Source organism: Vibrio sp., from assembly GCF_984391705.1.
This window is the reverse complement of the sequence record NZ_CFHWOM010000060.1, coordinates 1-18,683: the sequence shown is the minus strand read 5'-3', so window position 1 is coordinate 18,683 and position 18,683 is coordinate 1. Positions and strand designations below refer to the sequence as shown.

Below are 18,683 nucleotides of genomic sequence, written 5' to 3'. Positions count from 1 at the left end.
CGTAACGAAAGAAACTCTCGTTTAATCAATTGATTATTGGTTGAATTTTAAACTCATGTCGCACGAAAGCTAGACTAGAGCCAAGATGATTCCACCCACAGTCAACGCCGCTGAAAGGTATTGGCCAGCAGAGTATGAGCCATCTTCCTCTTCTTCAATGGTGTCAGGATGATCCATCCCCAATGCTCCATGAGCAAAAGACTCTACTTGGTCACCGACGGTTTTATTTTCCGCTTCGACTTTTTTACTTTCGTGATCGATTTGCTTTAGCGCCGCAAGCAACGCTTTTCCTTCTGAGGAGAGCGTGACTCTGTTTTGCTCCACTTTTAATGGGGCTGCGTCGGCAACGTTGTCTGCCGTTTTGGCTTGGTCTACTTTGTTTTGCTGCGCCGCGTATGTATTGACTGAATTGCTTCCTACTGGATTCATCTGTTACCCCTTCGAACAACGACACTCGCTCATTGAGTGCAGGTAAAAAGCAGTTATCTTTATATCGACGGCGACAGACATTTCTTGAATCAATCAAATAAAAAATAGGTCTGTTTTTGCCGCTTTCTATGTGTAAACAAAGTTGCTAGCAAAAAGCAGACCTATTTTTCTTCATCCTTTGTCAGACGATTCTGATCACTTACATTGTAGGTCGCTGTTACGTGTCGCTAAGTGTTTGTACGCAGCCATGCGATTTGCGTCTTGTACATAGCGCACGGGCGGTTCGAGCACCTCAAGCTGATAATCGGAGCCATCTAAAGTGATGTTTGCCGTTGGGGTAATCACCAGCACTTTTAAGCTTGGATTGCGATTCAAGATAGAAGCAGCTGTACCTAAGCCACCTTCAGTATGGAATTTTCCGGCAACGTGAACCACTTGAGTACCTGGATGTTTTTCCAAGTATTTGACGATCGATTCCGCCATAGTTTCATCCCATGTTACCTGAGCTGCGTATTGTTTTTCGGTCTGCTCAGGCTTGCCATGGTGCATAGATGCCATGAACTTTTCTTTGTACGGGCTGTTCGCAGTGTTGACGTCATCTGCAACAAAACTACGCTCATCGCTATCGAGTTTATCTAGGTAATCGACACCTTGGCGGCCAATACAACGAACAATGTTTTTCGGTGCGTTTGAGGCGATGACTGGAATTTCAGCCTGCTTAGCAAACTCAACTAATGGGCGGTAATCACTTTCGTAATTTGGCCATGCATTACTTTGTTTCATGAAGTACTGCTCACCAATTTCACCGTTTAAGTAGGCATCTAAGAACGCTTGTTTGTCACGTGTCACTTGCTCCATTGAAAGGGCAAGAGGGCGATTCGCAGAAGATAACTGTTTTAACATGTCGGTCTGAAAACGGTGGATGCCAGCGTGCGTGTGCCATTCACCAATCAGAATTACATCGGCTTGTTGTATCTCGGGCGTTAATTGATTAACTGAGATAGCTTCACCAGAAGGGGCATGAAGTTGGTAGTCATAGAAACTGGTCACGTTGTCAGCAACGGTGTTGGGAGCGGTCGGTGCGTTTGACGCACAACCTGTCAGTAAGCCCGTAAAAATCAGGCCTAGGGTAGAAAAGCGCATTAAAAAGCCTCCAAAAATGTCCGAATGATATTAATGGAGGCTGATAAATGAATCAATGGTAATGAGAATAATTTGCGTTACATTTTATTCTTCATTCTCAGATTGAGCTGATTTCTTACGATAAACTCGTAACATAAAATCAGCCTCACATTGGAAAAGTGTAGATGACTTTAGCTCTTCACGAAGTTCATCGCTGGCTTTCCATGCAAATGGGGTCATTTGCAGTAAATCGAATGCCACGCCATCTTTTAAATCCATGACGTAGTTAAGCTTTTGTTGATGCTCAAGTTCGAATCCTTCGATACTTTCTGGTTCTTCGTTGTGCAAACGAATTTCCTGATAGATACGCTCGCGGAATTGATATAGGTGACGACCCGCTGGTGTTACCGTAATGACCACACCGTTATCTCTAATTACACGTTGCAGCTCTTCCGCTTTACATGGTGCGTAGATGCGTAAAATCGCATCCAGAGATTGCTCTGCAAAAGGTAGGCGATGACTGGATGCCACGCTGAAATCGCAGTTAGGGTAGCGCTTAGAGGCGTAACGAATAGCGACTTTAGAGATGTCCAAGCCGTAAACATTTGCCGCTTCATTTTGAGCATGCAGAGACTGCTGAACTTGATCGGTGTAGTAGCCTTCACCACAACCAATGTCCAATAGCTGATGGCTTGTGCCTTCGGTGTACTTCGCACACAGGCGAGCAACTTCTTGGCGCATTGGATCGTAATGGTTGCCTTCTAGGAAACGACGACGTGCTTGCATCATTTCTTTGTTGTCACCTGGATCTTTTGAGCGTTTGTGATGTGCAGGCATCAAGTTGACGTAGCCTTCTTTTGCTAAGTCGAATTGATGATTGTTTTCACACTTAAACGTCTTAGCTGTGAGCTCAAGAGGTTGGTGACATAGAGGACATTGATAGTTCATGACGATCTCTGGACTGGAAGTAGGGCGGCAAATTCTATCAAAAAGGGATGCGGCAAGCGAAACAAAAAAGCGCTTCGAGTCCTCGTGCTTTGGGTGCTGAATGAGCGGCATACTGGAGGAAAAATCATACCTTAGGTTTAGGTCACGTTTATCGCTGTTTTTTCTGGGTATGGTTGAGGCTTTCCTAGCGTTTGATAAAAGCCGATATGACAAAGAAAATTATCTTAGACACAGACCCTGGCATTGACGATGCGATGGCGATTCTTTTTGCAGAAGCACATCCAGACATAGAGCTAATGGGTATTACGACAGTTTATGGCAATGCGACCATAGACAATGCCACACAGAATGCTCTTTACCTAAAACAGAAGTTTGGTATGAAAGCGCAGGTTGCGAAAGGAGCGGATAAACCTTTAGTAAAAGCGCCGGTCGGAGCAACGGTTGTTGTGCATGGTGAAGCCGGCTTTGGTGATGTGAAGGCGCCAAGTTTACTGAATGTGAGTGCCATTGATACGCCTGCCTATCGTTACATCATTGAAAGCGTTAGAGCGGAGCCGGGAGAAATTACCTTGGTGGCCGTAGGCCCTTTAACGAACCTTGCGCTTGCTTTGGAAGCGGACCCAGAAATCGTTAACTTGGTTAAAGAAGTGGTTGTGATGGGCGGCGCTTTTGGAGAGAACGACCATCGAGGCAATGTCACGCCATTTGCGGAAGCAAATATCCATGATGACCCTCATGCTGCCGATAAAGTATTCACTGCGTCTTGGCCTGTGGTGATTATTGGTTTGGATGTAACGGAAGAGAGTTTCTTTACCGGGCAATACCTAGACCAACTGCGAGAAGAGGCGAGTGAAGTAGGGCAATTTATTTGGGATGTCAGCCGCTACTATTTGAAGTTTTACTCAGAGAAGGTTGGAATGAATGGTTGCCATGTCCACGATCCTTCCGCGATTGCCTATGTGATTGAACCTGAGCTATTCACCTTACGCAGTGGTGCCGTCAGGGTGGTTACCGATGGACCCGCAGAGGGGATGACGATTCAGAAAACGGATCAACGCAAATACATGCACGATGAGTGGCGTGCTTTCTCCGCGCAAAACGTTGGGGTTGGTGTGAAAAGCGATACACTGCTTTCACTGTATCGAGAGTCGATTATTCGTTATTCAAAGCGATAATGGAGTGGGGTTATCGGTAATAGTCGATGACTTGCACGGATATCCACTCGCTGTCTTGCTGTAAGGGAAGAGTAAAAGCATTCGACGTTGGATATTGATTTTGATTGTCGTAGGTTAGGCCTTCAATCTTCTTGAATGGTTTGTTCTTGTCATAGAACATCTCAATGGTGACTGCCGTTTTTTGGTTTGCGGAAACTTGGAAACGGCAAATACCCGTCGGGCAATACACATGATATTGAGTTGGCGACAACTGCTTGTATTCGGCGACGTTCTTCGTGGGTTGTAACGAGACCTCAGTGTTGGCACAGCCAAACAATAAGCCCGTAAGAAGTGATATTGAATAAATGCGGTATTTCATGGTTATGCCATCATCTCGACTCATTTTGGTTGGTCTTAGTATGGCATGGGTAGCTCGTGTGTTGTGCTTGGGCGTTGTAAAAAAGGCCGGATGAGCCGGCCTTTAAACTGGATTACTGTGCTGAAATCACAGTGATAAGTTCGTGTGTCTCGCCTGGTTGTAACGTCTTGCCTTGCTCGATACTTGGCGCATGCACTGTCGACTCAACACACAGCATGGTTGCGTAGCCGTTGTCTGCCATGTCACCCATGCCTTGTGCGCCTTCTGCCCAAGGGTTCCACAGCACTGCTGAGTTATGGCCTTGGTTTTCTACACTAAGAGTGCGATCCAAAACTGGATCTTTCACCAAAATTTGCGTTTCTGGCTGAGTGTAAACACGGTCGATAGTATCGGTTAGCTGAAGAACTTCGCCACCTTGGCAGACTTCGCCTGCTTTTAGACTGTCGATGTATTCAGGGCCCATACCCGTCGTTTGTGCTTGCTTAATATCACCAACGTTTAGGTAAGTGTGCAGTGCACCAGAGAATGTCCACTCTTCATCATCAATGTTCATGACTTTCAATGTCACTTTTAGCTCATCGCTGATTTCAACGACAAGACGAGCATCGAACATGTGTGGCCAAATGTTATGAATCTCTTCAGTTGGGAAAAGGGCGAGTTCAACGATCACGCCATTGTCGTTTTCACGGTGTTCAACCAATTCCCATTCTGCCGTACGCGCAAAACCATGTGCTGGTGCTGCGATACGGCCAAACCAAGGCCAACAAACCGGAATACCGCCGCGAAGTGCTGCTTTACCATCGAAGATAGCTTTTTCGCTCATCCAGATCAGATCTTGCTTTCCGGCAGGAGTGAACGATACGACATGACCACCATGTAGTGCGATACCTGCAGTTGCTTTCTCATGAATAACGCGGACGATTTTAATCTGATCAACTTCGACGATAGTGACGTTATCAGATAGTACGGTTAGGGCTGGGAGAGTTTTTAAATCCATGTATAGTTTCCTATCGCTGGGAGAGAGCTTTCGACAAGCTTCGCATATTGAATGCAACTTCGAGTCTTCATTCTCTCAAATTCCAGATACAAAAAAGGCGACTCTAGAGCCGCCTTTTATTCAAATCTTATGTTTCAAACACAAGCTTCGCTAATTGCTTTTCAGCTAAGTAATAATTACTTAGAGATGTGAGCGATTAGGTCTAGAACTTTGTTTGAGTAACCGATTTCGTTGTCGTACCAAGATACAACTTTAACGAAGTTATCAGTTAGAGCGATACCAGCTTTAGCATCGAATACTGAAGTTTGAACTTCACCGATGAAGTCTTGAGAAACAACTTGGTCTTCAGTGTAGCCTAGAACGCCTTTTAGTTCGCCTTCAGAAGCTTCTTTCATTGCTGCACAGATAGCTTCGTAAGATGCGCCTTCTTTTAGGTTAACTGTTAGGTCAACTACAGAAACGTTAGCTGTTGGTACGCGGAAAGCCATACCAGTTAGTTTGCCGTTTAGTTCTGGAAGAACAACGCCTACAGCTTTAGCAGCACCAGTTGAAGATGGGATGATGTTTTGAGAAGCACCACGACCACCGCGCCAGTCTTTAGCAGAAGGACCGTCTACAGTTTTTTGAGTTGCTGTAGTAGCGTGAACTGTAGTCATAAGACCAGATTCGATACCGAACTTGTCGTTAAGAACTTTAGCGATAGGCGCTAGACAGTTAGTAGTACAAGAAGCGTTAGAAACGATGTCTTGACCAGCGTAAGTGTCTTGGTTAACGCCCATAACGAACATTGGAGTTGCGTCTTTAGAAGGACCAGTTAGAACAACTTTCTTAGCACCAGCAGTGATGTGCTTACGTGCAGTCTCGTCAGTTAGGAAAAGACCAGTTGCTTCAGCTACAACGTCAACACCGATTGCATCCCACTTAAGGTCTTCTGGGTTACGCTCAGCTGTAACACGTACAGTTTTACCGTTAACGATTAGGTTACCGCCTTCAACTTCAACAGTACCGTTGAAACGGCCGTGAGTTGAGTCGTACTTAAGCATGTATGCCATGTAATCTACGTCGATAAGGTCGTTAATACCTACAACTTCGATGTCGTTGCGCTCTTGCGCTGCACGGAATACGAAACGACCGATACGGCCAAAACCGTTAATACCTACTTTGATAGTCATTATAGTTGCTCCACAACTTAATTTCTGATTAAAGATAACTGGTAGTAAAATTACAGAATCCAGTCAAAATCTGCAACAGATAATCGGACTTAACTTGTTTAAAGTCAAAAAAAAGCGTCGCTTTTTTTCACAATTAGTCGCAAATGGCTATGTTTTGAACGGATTATTGCTTTTTTCCCTAACCAGTTGACGTAAAATAGTTCAGATGTTTACAGCGCTGCTGAAAGTTTAACCATCCTGTTATGGTGTCAAAGTATGTGCTACAAAGGTTATTGTTCGCAAGTTTTTCGCGAAAAAAGTCATAATAAAAAATGAGAACATGGAGATTTAATCCGGTGAAACATAAGGTAGAAAAAGTCACAAAGCCCGATGAATACTGGCGTGAAGCCTTAACTGAAGAACAATATCGGGTATGTAGAGAGCAGGGTACGGAGGCACCATTTTCAGGAAAGTTGCTGCATAACAAGCAAACCGGCGTCTATTCTTGTACCTGCTGCCAAGCCCCTCTATTTAAGTCGGATAACAAGTATGACTCAGGGTGTGGTTGGCCTAGCTTTGATGCCCCTATAAATGATCAGGCTATTCGCTATTTAGAGGACGCAAGTCACGGAATGGTGAGAACTGAAATCCGTTGTGCAACATGCGATAGCCACCTTGGTCACGTTTTTAATGATGGGCCAAAGACAACAGGTGAGCGTTTCTGTGTTAACTCTGTGTCGTTAATTTTCAACAATTCATAAAAAAGCGGTGAGTTTATCACCGCTGTTTGTTTTATCCTTTCAAGACCTATTTGAATTTTGGCACCATTTCTTTTGTGAAGGTGCCTTTTTCAATCGCTTCTTTTAGCTGGTCTGCAATGAGTTGAAGCTGTTTGTATTTGCCATCATCAAAGCCATACAGCAATTGCAGCTCACTCTCTGTTGCAATTGGTACGTCAAATTCACTCGCGACCATCGCCCAAATATAGGCTTCTTCTCGCTGTTTGAGTCTATACGTGGTACTGGCTAAAGATTTGAATACTTCATTGTTGATGTTGTTTTGATTTGTCAGCTCCAGCGCGCGCAGCAGCAGCTGTCGAGTTTTATGTTGATCTCTGCTTGTATAGAATGTTGCTAACGCATACTGCATGTCTGCAGTGTCAAGCTGCGAAGTCCCCTCTAATTGTAAGAATGATCTTCTTGCGTCTTCGTTACCTACTCTGCTCCATAGGAAGTAGAGTGCTTCAGGAGATTTGGACTGAGACAACACACCAACAATCGTTTCTAAATCTTCCCCAGAGTTAACCAATGCCTTAAAGCGTCTTTGCTTCAGCTCAGTTTGGTCAATAGCTTGTATCTGAGAAGCGAGCTCTAAGCACTTTTTATATTCAGCGACGAGCTCATACTCTTGAATACGGTTCTTTGGTGTCGGGTTTTTTATGACTTCAAATCGGTGCCATATCAGATCAGTTCTTGGTAGGCGGCATTGACCATCATCCATATTGAGTCGCTCACACTTTAACGCTGGGTTATCTGCACACAGCTGTTCCGTGTTTTTCCGCCCTTCTAAGCAGCCCATTAGCGTCAGGCTTAAGAGTGATAGGGTCAGAGCATGTATTTTCTTCATAATGTTGTCGCTTGTGATCCGTTAGACTTATTTATTCTTCTTTCCTTGACTCAGGATTGCAGCTCGCTATGTTCTTTGCTGTTCAACTCACTTAAAGGATACACCATGGACGCAAAGCAGTTAATTGATGCCATCACACCGGAAGCATATGAGCGTCTACTTTTTGCTGTCGAAACAGGAAAGTGGCCTGAAGGCACAGCGCTGACGCAAGAGCAACGAGATTCATGTATGCAAGCGGTGATGCTTTATCAATCAAAGCACAACACAGAAGCACAGCACATGACAGTTGCTCAAGGTGGCGAAATCAGTTTTAAATCAAAGTCTGAATTAAAGAAACAATTCCAGGCTGAACAGCAAGATATTGTGCGTATAAACCCTAATAAACAATAAATTAAAAAGGCAGGAGATTTCCTGCCTTTTTAACTATAGTGCTAGCCACAACACTTTTTAAATTTCTTACCGCTTCCACATATGCAAGGATCATTGCGTCCTACTTTTAGGTTTTGAATAGGCTGAGAGAGACGCTCATCTACTTGCTCGCGAGGGAATGTCCCATCTATGTAAAACCATTGCCCATCTTCACGGACGAAGCGAGAACGTTCTTCTAAGCAGTACTCGTCACCATCTTGACGAAACGTGGCTTTGAATGTGACGTATCCTTCATCATCATTGAGACCAGGCTCCGTCGAGACGACTTCTAGGCCACACCAATCACCATGCACTGACTCGGCAATTTCAGCACGCTGAGACTCGGCATTGCAGCTAGGATGATAAGTATCAACTACAAAATCGACGAGTTGTTTAACGTGCGCTGAATACCTTGAGCGCATCAGTTGTTCAGGACTCTCTGCTGACCTTGGGTCTAGGTGAATAGGTTGACAGCATTCAGCGTAAGGGCGCTGGCTATCGCAAGGGCATAACGACATGTTATCTCCTAGAGTAATTAACGTTGGACTGAGAGCAGTTCGGCAGTCCATTTTACAGACTTATCGTAGCATTCGCTCAACGCAGGCTGTGGGAGTTCAAGAGTCTTACAATGCTCACTAACCTGATCCCACTCTGCTTTTTCATAGGCTCTAACTAGAGCAAGTAAGGCCCCTAGCTCTCCCTGTCCTTTGATGAGGGCAGACTTGATCATATCGTCAACAGGCACTTCATTGATTATTTGTTCTATTGGTCTGTCGAGTAAGCTATCAAGTAGGGAAAACATTCCCATCAAAAACGCTTGTCCAGGCTCCATAGTGGAAGTTTGTTGTTGAGCAAGTAACTCACAATGTCGTGCTCTTTGAATCGACAGACCATATAGGTAATCCGGCTTATCATCTTGAGTAGCAGCTAAGGCGACCAGAGAAATGAATTTGCGCAGCTTATCTTCACCTAGATAGACCAGTGCTTGTTTGAACGACTGGATCTTATTACTCACCATTGCGGATGAGTTGACGTAGGTTAACAGCTTATAAGATAAGGTTACGTCTTGGCTGATCAGTGATTCTACTTGAGCGTAATTGATCTCTGTATGAGAAATCTCCGTCAGCAGTCGAACGACTGTAACAAATGATGGCTCTAGCGACTTTCGCTGAATCATTTCAGGCTTGCTGAAGAAGTAACCTTGAAAGTAGCTAAACCCAGCTTTTTTAGCGCGGGCAAACTCTTCGTGGGTTTCGACTTTTTCCGCTAAGAATTGAATATGGCTACCCGCTAATCGCTCAATAAACAGTTGAGCTTTATCCAAGGATATAGCGCGAATATCAAATTTAATAATAGAAATATACGGTAAGAAAACTCGCCACTCTTTGGATGGAATAAAGTCATCTAGAGCAATTTTATAACCGAGAGCGGCCATCTCTTTGATCGCTTCGAGCAGTTCAGGAGTTGGCTGGCAATCTTCTAATATTTCTATAACCAAGCTTTCTGCTGGAAACAGAGTTGGTACTTTATTAATAAGGCTTTGGTATGGGAAATTGACAAAACCTAGTTTGTTTCCAAGCGTCGCATAGTGTGTAGATAGAAAATGATCGGATAGTAGTCGACTGGTTGCGTGCTCTGGGTCAATTGCGGGAAATGTATTTTTTGGACCATCCCTAAAAAGTAGCTCGTAACCAACCGTTTTTTTTGATTTATCTAGTATAGGTTGTCTTGCAATGTACGAATATTTCAAGGTGAATGCCGCGCTCAATAAATAGGTTTACGACGCACAACAGAAAGTCTGCTGCATAAAAATATTGGGAGTGACTGAAATAAAAACAATCGCTTAGTCAGTGCTGAACGGTCTAGTTTGTAAATCAAAAGTTTCTTTATCGTATGACAGCACAGAACCCTGAGTGTACCAATCCCCTAATACAATTCTAGTATTAGTCTGACCGCTTATATCAAATGTGTGAACTTTAGGGCGATGCGTATGGCCATGGATCATTAGATCAACGTTATTGGCCGCCATAACACTCTCAACTTCACTTTGGGTGACGTCCATGATGTCGAGCGATTTGGTTTGTTTGTCATCTTTAATATCAGACTGCACCTTGGAGACAATCTTCTTTTTTATAAACATTGGGATACGATTGAATACCCACTGAAGCCAAGGTTGGTGGACTTTTTCACGATACTTTAGATAGCTCACATCTCGAGTACACAAGGTATCACCGTGTAATATGATCGCTTTTTTACCATATAAGTCGATCACGGTTTCGTCACCAAGAAGCGTTACACCAGTTTGCTTGGCAAAGCGTTTACCTACTAAGAAGTCGCGATTACCTTGAGTAAAAAAAGTCGGCACGCCTGCTTGGGTTAACTGTTTGAACTCAGAGCGAATTGTGGTCGCGAAATCGGATTTATCATCGTCGCCAATCCAAAACTCAAATAAGTCACCTAATACGTAGAGCGCTTCTGCGTGAATGGCTTCTTCGCGCATGAATTTGATAAAGCATGCGTTGATGTCCGGAGTGGAAGGAGAGAGGTGTAAATCAGAGATAAATAGTGTTGTCATGGTTACGCTTACCTAGAAAAGAACAGGAAGAGCGAGATCGCTCTTCCTAACTATCATTATTCTTCGATAGTTGTGCCAGTGATTAGCACGTCTTCTAGAGGGACATCTTGGTGCATGCCGTAAGATCCAGTGCTTACACCTTTAATTTTGTTAACGATGTCCATGCCTTCGACAACTTCGCCAAATACACAGTAACCCCAACCATCTAAGCTTTCACTACGGAAATCTAGGAAGGTATTGTTGTTCACGTTGATAAAGAACTGAGAGCTTGCAGAATGTGGCTCCATTGTACGTGCCATTGCTAACGTGCCTACTTTGTTGCTTAGGCCGTTGTTTGCTTCGTTCTTGATTGGTGCACGTGTTGCTTTCTCACGAAGACCAGACTCCATGCCGCCACCTTGAATCATGAAACCATCGATAACACGGTGGAAAAGCGTGTTGTCGTAGAAACCATCACGGCAGTACTGTAGGAAGTTCGCGCTTGTTTCTGGTGCTTTCTCTTCGTTTAGCTGAATTTTGATATCACCAAAATTAGTGTGAAGGGTGATCATGACTATGTCCTTTACATATGTTTTTGATTTGAGCCCAAGATTCTATCTTAACTTTTCTAACATTAATACGTGAAAAGTAAGGGTTGAGACTTGAGTATAGGTGTTATTGATGGCTTTTTAGGCGTAAGAGGGATTACGTTAGCAAGGACTACTTGATATACTGGCCCACTATTTTGTTTCACCCAATTATTAGATAGAGATCATGTTAAAGATATATAACACACTCACAAGACAGAAAGAGGAATTCAAACCAATCACTGCCGGAAAAGTTGGCATGTATGTCTGTGGAGTAACCATCTACGATCTCTGTCACATTGGTCACGGTCGTACCTTTGTTTCTTTTGATGTTGTTTCCCGTTACCTACGTTACTTGGGCTACGATCTTAACTTCGTGCGCAATATCACTGACATTGACGATAAGATCATCAAGCGTGCAAACGAAAATGGCGAAAGCTGTGAATCGTTGACTGAACGTTTGATTGGCGAAATGCACGCTGATTTCGATGCTCTTAATATGAAACGTCCAGATGTGGAGCCTCGCGCAACTGAGTTCATCGCTGAAATTATTGAGCTTGTTGAGAAGCTTATTGAGCGCGGTTTTGCATACGTAGCGAGTAACGGCGACGTGATGTTTGAAGTGAAGAAGTTTGACGACTACGGCAAGCTATCTAAGCAAGACTTGGATCAACTGCAAGCGGGTGCTCGCGTTGATGTGGAGTCTGCAAAACGTAGCCCGTTAGATTTTGTTCTTTGGAAAATGTCGAAACCAGGTGAACCAACGTGGGAATCACCATGGGGCGCTGGCCGCCCAGGTTGGCACATTGAATGTTCAGCAATGAACTCTTCAATTCTTGGTAATCACTTTGACATTCATGGCGGTGGCTCTGATCTTCAGTTCCCTCACCATGAAAACGAAATCGCTCAGTCTTGCTGTGCACACGGTACCGACTATGTGAATACGTGGATGCACAGTGGCATGGTTATGGTTGACCGTGAAAAAATGTCTAAGTCTTTGGGTAACTTTTTCACCATTCGCGACGTATTAGGTCACTATGATGCTGAAACGGTTCGTTACTTCTTAATGTCTGGCCACTACCGTAGTCAACTCAATTACAGCGAAGAAAACCTCAATCAAGCGCGTGCTTCTTTAGAGCGTTTATACACGTCTCTACGTGGTCTTGATATTACGGTTCCTGCGGCGGGTGGTGAAGAGTATGTTACTCGCTTTACTGATGCGATGAATGACGATTTCAATACGCCAGAAGCGTACTCAGTACTTTTTGATATGGCACGTGAAATCAACCGTCTTAAGACTGAAAATATCACAGCAGCGAGCTCTCTGGGTGCTTTGATGCGTGAGCTAGCTGATGTAATTGGTATCCTACATCAAGATCCAGAAGCCTTTTTGAAAGGCGATGCCGGTAATGATGATGAAGTTGCTGAAATTGAAGCGCTCATCAAACTGCGTAATGACTCTCGTGCATCGAAAGACTGGGTGAATGCCGATATGGCACGTGATAAGCTGACGGAAATGGGTATCGTACTTGAAGATGGCCCAGAAGGAACGACTTGGCGTCGTAAGTAAACATTAAGCATTTGGAAGGGCTGTTAATTCAGCCCTTTTCTTTGGTTTTTTATAAATTTCAAACAGGACACCACAGTGGCTCAGATGTACTTCTATTACTCGGCTATGAATGCGGGTAAATCCACCACTCTTCTTCAATCATCATTTAACTACCAAGAGCGTGGCATGACCCCCGTGATCTTCACGGCAGCTTTAGATGACCGTTACGGTGTAGGTAAAGTGAGTTCTCGTATCGGCCTACAATCTGAAGCTCAGCTTTTCAACGCTGATACTAATCTGTATCAAGAGATCGCGGCCCTGAATGAAGTAGAGAAGCGACACTGCATCTTGGTCGATGAGTGCCAATTCTTATCGAAAGAGCAGGTGTATCAACTAACAGAAGTGGTAGATAAGCTACATATTCCAGTTCTTTGTTATGGTTTGAGAACCGATTTCTTAGGCGAGCTTTTTGAAGGCAGCAAATACCTACTTTCATGGGCAGATAAACTCATCGAGTTAAAAACAATTTGTCACTGTGGCCGTAAAGCCAACATGGTTATCCGTACTGATGAGCATGGCGTAGCGATTGCTGAAGGTGATCAAGTTGCGATTGGTGGCAACGATCGTTACGTGTCAGTATGTCGTCAGCACTACAAAGAAGCGCTGGGTAAATAGCTTAAGAGTCAGAGGGCGCCTAAGTAGGTATTATTCCACAAGCGGCTAAATCAATATTGCCACCTAGTGATGAGTTATCCGAATTTGGCGCATGCATGTTGCATAATACCTAATCAGAAGCCCGATCATGTTCATCTGACGTGACGGGCGCATAAATGGGTATTGTTAACAAGCATGCGGTACCTACTGTTCTATCGGCGACCATTTATCATGAACAAGCGGCTTGTAGAAGCAATACCTATTTATGTGGTTGAGAGCAGGGTAATCATGAGATACAAAAAAGCGAAGCACTAGGCTTCGCTTTTTTGTTGTATTCGACTAATTCTGAATGCGCTAGGCAGTCGGAGATTAACGAGCACGGAAGACGATGCGACCTTTAGATAGATCGTATGGAGTCATCTCTACAGTTACTTTGTCACCAGTAAGAATACGGATGTAGTTCTTACGCATTTTACCAGAGATGTGAGCAGTAACTACGTGGCCGTTTTCTAGCTCAACACGGAACATTGTGTTTGGAAGAGTATCAAGGACAGTGCCTTGCATCTCAATTACGTCTTCTTTAGCCATTTAATCCTCTTTTCAAAATGGGCAATTTCTACCGGCGCATAATGCCGTTAAAAATGAATTATGTAAAGTTGGGGCGTATTCTACCCTTGCCAACGCTGATTTACTAGCCTTTGATGACGCTGAAATCGGACTTTGTAATTCATCGCAGGGCATTCATCAATTTGATAGCCTAAATAGAGCCACTGTTTGCCTTGCTGCTGGCAGTATTCGAGTTGATACAATACACCTAACGTCCCTAGTGAAAGCTCGTAATCGGGATCGAAGAAGGTATAAAACGCGCTGGCACTATTGGATAAGATGTCCGTGACAGCAATACCAATAAGTTTGCCTTGATCGTAAATGTGCAGATACTGGGTATTAAGCCAAGCGCAATGAGAAAAAGATGAGAACTCGTTTTCTTTTGGCGGGTACATTGAGCCGGCTTGGTGTCGAGTTTCGATGTATCGAGCGTATAGTTCAAACCACCCCTGATCCATTTCATTTTTTAGTTGCCACTCGAAATGCTTGGCTTTGTTCACCAAACGTTTTTGGCTTTTTGACATTTGGAAATCGGGTACCGAGACACGCAATGCCTGGCAAGCACTGCAGCTATCGCAGTGAGGTTTATATATGGTATCGCCACTGCGACGAAATCCATTCGCAAGCAATACTTCGTAACTAGAGCCGCAGTGCATAGCAGGGTCAAGAGCTACTGCCACTCTTTCTTCTCGTTCAGTTAAGTAGCTGCATTGATGGCTGTCTGTGAGTCCAATTCGGATCTGTTGTAGATCAGAGCTCATTCAATCCCTCGGTTGGTAATGTTAGCCACTGTTGTTTAAAGCAATCTTCTTTTATAGAGTGCTTTTTAAATGATAGCAGGGTTTGAGAGAAGTCATCCCGTTGCAATTCGATAGCGCCCAATGACTGAAGGTGAGGATTCATCACCTGACAATCAATCATGTGTCCACCGTTCTGTTTAAAATGATGGCAAAAGTACCATAAGGCGATTTTTGACGCGTTAGTTTTAAGACTAAACATCGATTCGCCGCAAAAAAGTTGCCCTATAGACAAGCCATAAAGGCCTCCAATAAGTTCATCGTTGTGCCAAACTTCGACGGAATGACAGTAACCCAGATCCGCCAGTTGGTTATAAGCATTACGCATATCTGCGTTTAGCCAGGTTTCTTCTGCACTTCTTACAGCGGCACAATGCTCTATGACGGAAGAGGTCGCCTTATTTATACTGACGGTATATCCGTGCTTACGCTGAAACTTTTTAAGACTTTTAGCCGGTTTAAATGTCTTAGGATTAAATACGGCTCTTGGTGAAGGGCTCCACCAAAGAATAGGCTCACCCGGTCCATACCAAGGGAAAATACCATTTTGGTACGCACAGATTAGGCGCTCGGGGCTTAGGTCACCACCAATTGCTAACAGACCATTGGGATCGTCGAGTGCTTCTTCAGGAGAAGGGAACCAAATTTCATCTGGGTCGAGTTCAGTAAGATAGAGCGTCATGAATAGAGGAAAGAAAATGAAAAAACTACTTTGGATCATATTGCTTTTTCCAATGATTGCCAATGCGGCGTACCAGAGAAATACGGCAAGGCCAGTTAATGAGGTGGTGTTTGGCAAAGTTGATACGGTTCGTTACATCAGTCAACAAGACATTGTTAAATCAAAGAGTTCTGGTTGGGAAACATTGTTAGGCGCGGTTGTTGGTGGTGTGATTGGTCATCAATTTGGCGATGGCCGAGGCAAAGAAGTCGCAACGGCGGTTGGTGCAATTGCTGGTGCAGGAGTAGCGCGAAATCAGGCTAATCAAGAGTATCGCATTGAATATCGATTGGTAGAAATACTGATTAAAACAGACAAAGGTCAGTTGATCGATGTGATTCAAGATGTGGACAGCAACATGCTGTTCGAGCGTGGTGATGATGTAAGAATTCTTTATTTTGATGAAGGGGTACGAGTGGATAAAACTTATTGAGCATCACGTTTTGTATCATCACCTCGGATGACATAATTATTCAGGTTTAATCCCTGTTTTGCTCTGGTTTTACGCAAAGTTTTTAGATAGTCTGCAAGTACGAAGAATTTTTCATCGTCCGGTGAGTAACGCTGGGCGAGCAAGGAATATCAATTTTAATGGAAAGCCTTACGTTACAACCAATTAATAAAGTTTCTGGGGAAGTGAACCTTCCTGGTTCGAAAAGTGTATCAAACCGAGCGCTACTTTTAGCGGCACTTGCAAAAGGCACAACAAGACTGACTAACCTACTCGATAGCGATGATATCCGTCATATGCTCAATGCGTTGACAAAGCTAGGTGTAAGTTATCGTCTATCTGACGACAAAACAGTTTGTGAAGTCGAAGGTTTAGGCCAACCTTTCCATTCTGCGCAAGCATTAGAGCTTTTCTTAGGTAATGCAGGAACGGCCATGCGTCCGCTTGCAGCTGCATTGTGTCTTGGTGAAGGGGAATACGTCTTAACCGGTGAGCCTCGCATGAAAGAACGCCCGATCGGCCATTTGGTTGATGCGCTTCGCCAGGCGGGAGCCAAAGTAGACTATTTAGAGAACGAAAACTTCCCACCGCTGAAAATTCACGGCACAGGTTTAAAGGGTGGCACAGTAGAGATCGATGGCTCGATTTCAAGCCAATTCTTAACTGCTTTTTTAATGTCAGCGCCACTCGCACAAGACGATGTGACGATTAAAATTGTTGGAGACTTAGTATCGAAGCCATACATCGATATTACTCTACACATTATGTCTCAGTTTGGTGTTGAGGTAGAAAACAACGATTACCAAGAGTTCGTAATTCGTAAAGGTCAATCTTACGTTGCTCCTGGTGATTTTCTTGTTGAAGGTGATGCCTCATCAGCCTCTTACTTCCTAGCTGCGGCAGCGATTAAAGGTGGTGAGATTAAAGTTACCGGTATTGGCAAAAACAGTATTCAAGGTGATATTCAATTTGCAGATGCGCTAGAGAAAATGGGTGCTCAGATTGAGTGGGGCGATGACTATGTGGTTTCACGAGTTGGTGAGCTTAAGGCCGTTGATATGGACTTTAACCACATTCCTGATGCAGCGATGACTATCGCGACTACAGCACTTTTTGCTGAAGGGACGACGGCGATTCGCAACGTATATAACTGGCGTGTTAAAGAGACCGATCGTTTGTCTGCGATGGCGACAGAATTACGTAAAGTGGGCGCTGAAGTGGAAGAAGGTGAAGATTACATCGTTGTCACACCGCCTGCGAAACTAACCCATGCTGCAATTGATACTTACGACGATCACCGTATGGCGATGTGTTTCTCATTGGTAGCGTTGAGTGACACTCCAGTGACTATCAATGATCCCAAGTGTACATCTAAAACGTTCCCTGATTACTTTGATAAGTTGGAAGGTTTAAGTTCATAATGAACTGTCCTCACCGTGAAGCGGTGAGTGACTTTTTATCAAAGGGTTGACGTATCAGCGTCAACCCTTTTCGTTTTTAGGTTTGTTATTGTTCGAGCGTAAACTCTTTCGATAAGTGGTGAGCTAAGTACTTGAACATATTGAAGACTGCTGTGGTATTGGCCGTTGGCATTCCGTTGTCATCTAAAAAATATTCACCTTTAAAGATAAGTACGTCTTCTTTCTCTTCAACACTGTCGGCACGCATTCCTTCGATATAATCGTCATGCTCTTGGATGATGTGATTCGCAATCAGTAACAGTTCGAATTTTGAAATGATTTTCTTATCGCTCATATTAATACTCGTAGGTTGGTGATCTTCTATATAGAAGAGACGATGTTGCGATTCTAAGAACAATGAGACAAATTTCAAATGGTCTAGATCAATGAATTACTGAGCGTTCGATTTTACCGAAGCCATTGGTTTTGTGACAAGTGGCATAAAAACCATTTAGGAACTGGCGTCTTTGATTAACAGAAGTTTAGTATGTGGCCCTTTCAACCTCGTCGACTTTCGTCGAATTGTCGAGCAGTTAAAGTTTATTTTTGAAAAAGATATTGATCTTCTTGTAATCTCGCTCAATAGTAAAAAAAGAACCGAAGCATTAAGTATGTCATGCGATAATTATATGTCGCCGTCATTATAGGACACTTGAGTCAATTATGGGTAAGTCACTGGTTATTGTGGAGTCGCCAGCAAAAGCGAAGACCATCAATAAGTATTTAGGTAAGGACTTCATCGTAAAGTCCAGTGTAGGTCACGTACGTGATCTGCCAACCGCTGGCCAAAGCACAGGCCAAAAAGCAGCTGCGGTATCAACCAAAGGCTTAAGTGCTGAAGAAAAAGCGCGCATCAAGAAAGAAAAAGATCGCAAAGCGCTGATTAAGAAAATGGGTATTGACCCTTACCACGGCTGGGAAGCGAACTATCAAGTGCTTCCGGGCAAAGAAAAAGTGGTCGCTGAGCTGCAAAAGCTCGCTAAAGACGCAGACAGCGTTTATCTCGCAACCGATTTGGACCGCGAAGGAGAAGCCATCGCTTGGCACCTTCGTGAGATCATCGGTGGCGATGAAGAGCGATACAAACGCG

Annotated in this window: 23 protein-coding genes; 8 read left to right on the top strand and 15 right to left on the bottom strand. The window is 43.9% G+C overall.

Annotated features, from left to right (window positions below; translation table 11 throughout):
* Positions 1 to 69 precede the first annotated feature (69 nt).
* The 3 genes from AC4MRV_RS18995 to rlmA all read right to left on the bottom strand — a co-directional run bounded on the left by AC4MRV_RS18995 (position 70) and on the right by rlmA (position 2,499).
* Positions 70 to 429, bottom strand: a complete 360-nt coding sequence (locus AC4MRV_RS18995) for a hypothetical protein (protein ID WP_491188877.1) — start codon at positions 427 to 429, stop codon at positions 70 to 72.
* A 195-nt stretch (positions 430 to 624) separates the two neighbouring features.
* Positions 625 to 1,572, bottom strand: a complete 948-nt coding sequence (locus AC4MRV_RS18990) for a ChaN family lipoprotein (protein WP_491188876.1) — start codon at positions 1,570 to 1,572, stop codon at positions 625 to 627.
* Positions 1,573 to 1,656: 84 nt separating this feature from the next.
* Complete coding sequence (gene rlmA, locus AC4MRV_RS18985; protein ID WP_047481336.1) at positions 1,657 to 2,499, bottom strand: 23S rRNA (guanine(745)-N(1))-methyltransferase; 843 nt, start codon at positions 2,497 to 2,499, stop codon at positions 1,657 to 1,659.
* A gap of 206 nt (positions 2,500 to 2,705) precedes the next feature.
* Here rlmA and AC4MRV_RS18980 point away from each other — a divergent pair, with 206 nt between their 5' ends.
* Positions 2,706 to 3,674 carry a nucleoside hydrolase gene (locus tag AC4MRV_RS18980; protein WP_491188875.1) on the top strand — a complete coding sequence of 323 codons (969 nt, stop codon included), beginning with the start codon at positions 2,706 to 2,708 and terminating at the stop codon, positions 3,672 to 3,674.
* A gap of 10 nt (positions 3,675 to 3,684) precedes the next feature.
* On the opposite strand, the gene AC4MRV_RS18975 is transcribed toward AC4MRV_RS18980, so the two are convergent.
* From AC4MRV_RS18975 to gap, 3 genes are all read right to left on the bottom strand, one after another.
* A complete protein-coding gene (locus AC4MRV_RS18975; protein WP_021018016.1) occupies positions 3,685 to 4,032 on the bottom strand; it encodes a hypothetical protein in 348 nt (115 codons plus the stop codon).
* 112 nt (positions 4,033 to 4,144) lie between these two features.
* Positions 4,145 to 5,029: a D-hexose-6-phosphate mutarotase gene (locus AC4MRV_RS18970; protein WP_491188874.1), complete on the bottom strand. Its 885-nt coding sequence runs from the start codon at positions 5,027 to 5,029 to the stop codon at positions 4,145 to 4,147.
* A gap of 176 nt (positions 5,030 to 5,205) precedes the next feature.
* Entirely contained in the window at positions 5,206 to 6,201 is a 996-nt protein-coding gene (gene gap / locus AC4MRV_RS18965; RefSeq protein WP_491188873.1) for a type I glyceraldehyde-3-phosphate dehydrogenase, read from the bottom strand.
* 335 nt (positions 6,202 to 6,536) lie between these two features.
* On the opposite strand from gap, the gene msrB reads away from it, so the two are divergent.
* Positions 6,537 to 6,941, top strand: coding sequence for a peptide-methionine (R)-S-oxide reductase MsrB (gene msrB / locus AC4MRV_RS18960; protein ID WP_491188872.1), 405 nt, complete (start codon positions 6,537 to 6,539; stop codon positions 6,939 to 6,941).
* 46 nt (positions 6,942 to 6,987) lie between these two features.
* Here msrB and AC4MRV_RS18955 read toward each other — a convergent pair whose 3' ends face one another.
* Positions 6,988 to 7,806, bottom strand: coding sequence for a DUF2989 domain-containing protein (locus tag AC4MRV_RS18955; protein WP_491188871.1), 819 nt, complete (start codon positions 7,804 to 7,806; stop codon positions 6,988 to 6,990).
* Between the two features lie 105 nt (positions 7,807 to 7,911).
* Between AC4MRV_RS18955 and AC4MRV_RS18950 the strand changes: the two genes are divergently transcribed.
* On the top strand, positions 7,912 to 8,196 hold the full coding sequence (locus AC4MRV_RS18950; protein ID WP_491188870.1) for a YeaC family protein: 285 nt from the start codon (positions 7,912 to 7,914) through the stop codon (positions 8,194 to 8,196).
* Between the two features lie 41 nt (positions 8,197 to 8,237).
* Here AC4MRV_RS18950 and AC4MRV_RS18945 read toward each other — a convergent pair whose 3' ends face one another.
* The 4 genes from AC4MRV_RS18945 to AC4MRV_RS18930 form a co-directional block, all read right to left on the bottom strand.
* On the bottom strand, positions 8,238 to 8,732 hold the full coding sequence (locus AC4MRV_RS18945) for a YchJ family protein (protein WP_491188869.1): 495 nt from the start codon (positions 8,730 to 8,732) through the stop codon (positions 8,238 to 8,240).
* A gap of 17 nt (positions 8,733 to 8,749) precedes the next feature.
* A complete protein-coding gene (locus AC4MRV_RS18940) occupies positions 8,750 to 9,964 on the bottom strand; it encodes an EAL and HDOD domain-containing protein (RefSeq protein ID WP_491188868.1) in 1,215 nt (404 codons plus the stop codon).
* Positions 9,965 to 10,057: 93 nt separating this feature from the next.
* Positions 10,058 to 10,789, bottom strand: coding sequence for a UDP-2,3-diacylglucosamine diphosphatase (gene lpxH / locus AC4MRV_RS18935; RefSeq protein ID WP_491188867.1), 732 nt, complete (start codon positions 10,787 to 10,789; stop codon positions 10,058 to 10,060).
* Between the two features lie 56 nt (positions 10,790 to 10,845).
* Complete coding sequence (locus tag AC4MRV_RS18930) at positions 10,846 to 11,340, bottom strand: peptidylprolyl isomerase (protein ID WP_038138919.1); 495 nt, start codon at positions 11,338 to 11,340, stop codon at positions 10,846 to 10,848.
* Between the two features lie 202 nt (positions 11,341 to 11,542).
* Between AC4MRV_RS18930 and cysS the strand changes: the two genes are divergently transcribed.
* Positions 11,543 to 12,925 carry a cysteine--tRNA ligase gene (cysS, locus tag AC4MRV_RS18925; protein WP_491188866.1) on the top strand — a complete coding sequence of 461 codons (1,383 nt, stop codon included), beginning with the start codon at positions 11,543 to 11,545 and terminating at the stop codon, positions 12,923 to 12,925.
* A 75-nt stretch (positions 12,926 to 13,000) separates the two neighbouring features.
* Positions 13,001 to 13,579, top strand: coding sequence for a thymidine kinase (locus tag AC4MRV_RS18920; protein ID WP_491188865.1), 579 nt, complete (start codon positions 13,001 to 13,003; stop codon positions 13,577 to 13,579).
* Between the two features lie 348 nt (positions 13,580 to 13,927).
* On the opposite strand, the gene infA is transcribed toward AC4MRV_RS18920, so the two are convergent.
* The 3 genes from infA to aat all read right to left on the bottom strand — a co-directional run bounded on the left by infA (position 13,928) and on the right by aat (position 15,643).
* Entirely contained in the window at positions 13,928 to 14,146 is a 219-nt protein-coding gene (gene infA, locus AC4MRV_RS18915) for a translation initiation factor IF-1 (protein ID WP_001040192.1), read from the bottom strand.
* An 80-nt stretch (positions 14,147 to 14,226) separates the two neighbouring features.
* Positions 14,227 to 14,925, bottom strand: coding sequence for an arginyltransferase (locus AC4MRV_RS18910; RefSeq protein ID WP_491188864.1), 699 nt, complete (start codon positions 14,923 to 14,925; stop codon positions 14,227 to 14,229).
* Complete coding sequence (gene aat / locus AC4MRV_RS18905) at positions 14,915 to 15,643, bottom strand: leucyl/phenylalanyl-tRNA--protein transferase (RefSeq protein ID WP_491188878.1); 729 nt, start codon at positions 15,641 to 15,643, stop codon at positions 14,915 to 14,917. The genes AC4MRV_RS18910 and aat overlap by 11 nt, the downstream gene beginning before the upstream one ends.
* A gap of 16 nt (positions 15,644 to 15,659) precedes the next feature.
* Here aat and AC4MRV_RS18900 point away from each other — a divergent pair, with 16 nt between their 5' ends.
* Positions 15,660 to 16,115, top strand: coding sequence for an outer membrane lipoprotein (locus tag AC4MRV_RS18900; RefSeq protein ID WP_491188863.1), 456 nt, complete (start codon positions 15,660 to 15,662; stop codon positions 16,113 to 16,115).
* Positions 16,116 to 16,273: 158 nt separating this feature from the next.
* Positions 16,274 to 17,554, top strand: coding sequence for a 3-phosphoshikimate 1-carboxyvinyltransferase (gene aroA, locus AC4MRV_RS18895; RefSeq protein WP_491188862.1), 1,281 nt, complete (start codon positions 16,274 to 16,276; stop codon positions 17,552 to 17,554).
* Between the two features lie 85 nt (positions 17,555 to 17,639).
* Here the strand turns inward: aroA and AC4MRV_RS18890 are convergent, their stop codons facing one another.
* Positions 17,640 to 17,888 carry a YciN family protein gene (locus AC4MRV_RS18890; protein ID WP_491188861.1) on the bottom strand — a complete coding sequence of 83 codons (249 nt, stop codon included), beginning with the start codon at positions 17,886 to 17,888 and terminating at the stop codon, positions 17,640 to 17,642.
* A gap of 368 nt (positions 17,889 to 18,256) precedes the next feature.
* Here AC4MRV_RS18890 and AC4MRV_RS18885 point away from each other — a divergent pair.
* On the top strand, positions 18,257 to 18,683 hold a 427-nt coding region (locus AC4MRV_RS18885; protein ID WP_491188860.1), incomplete at its 3' end, for a toprim domain-containing protein.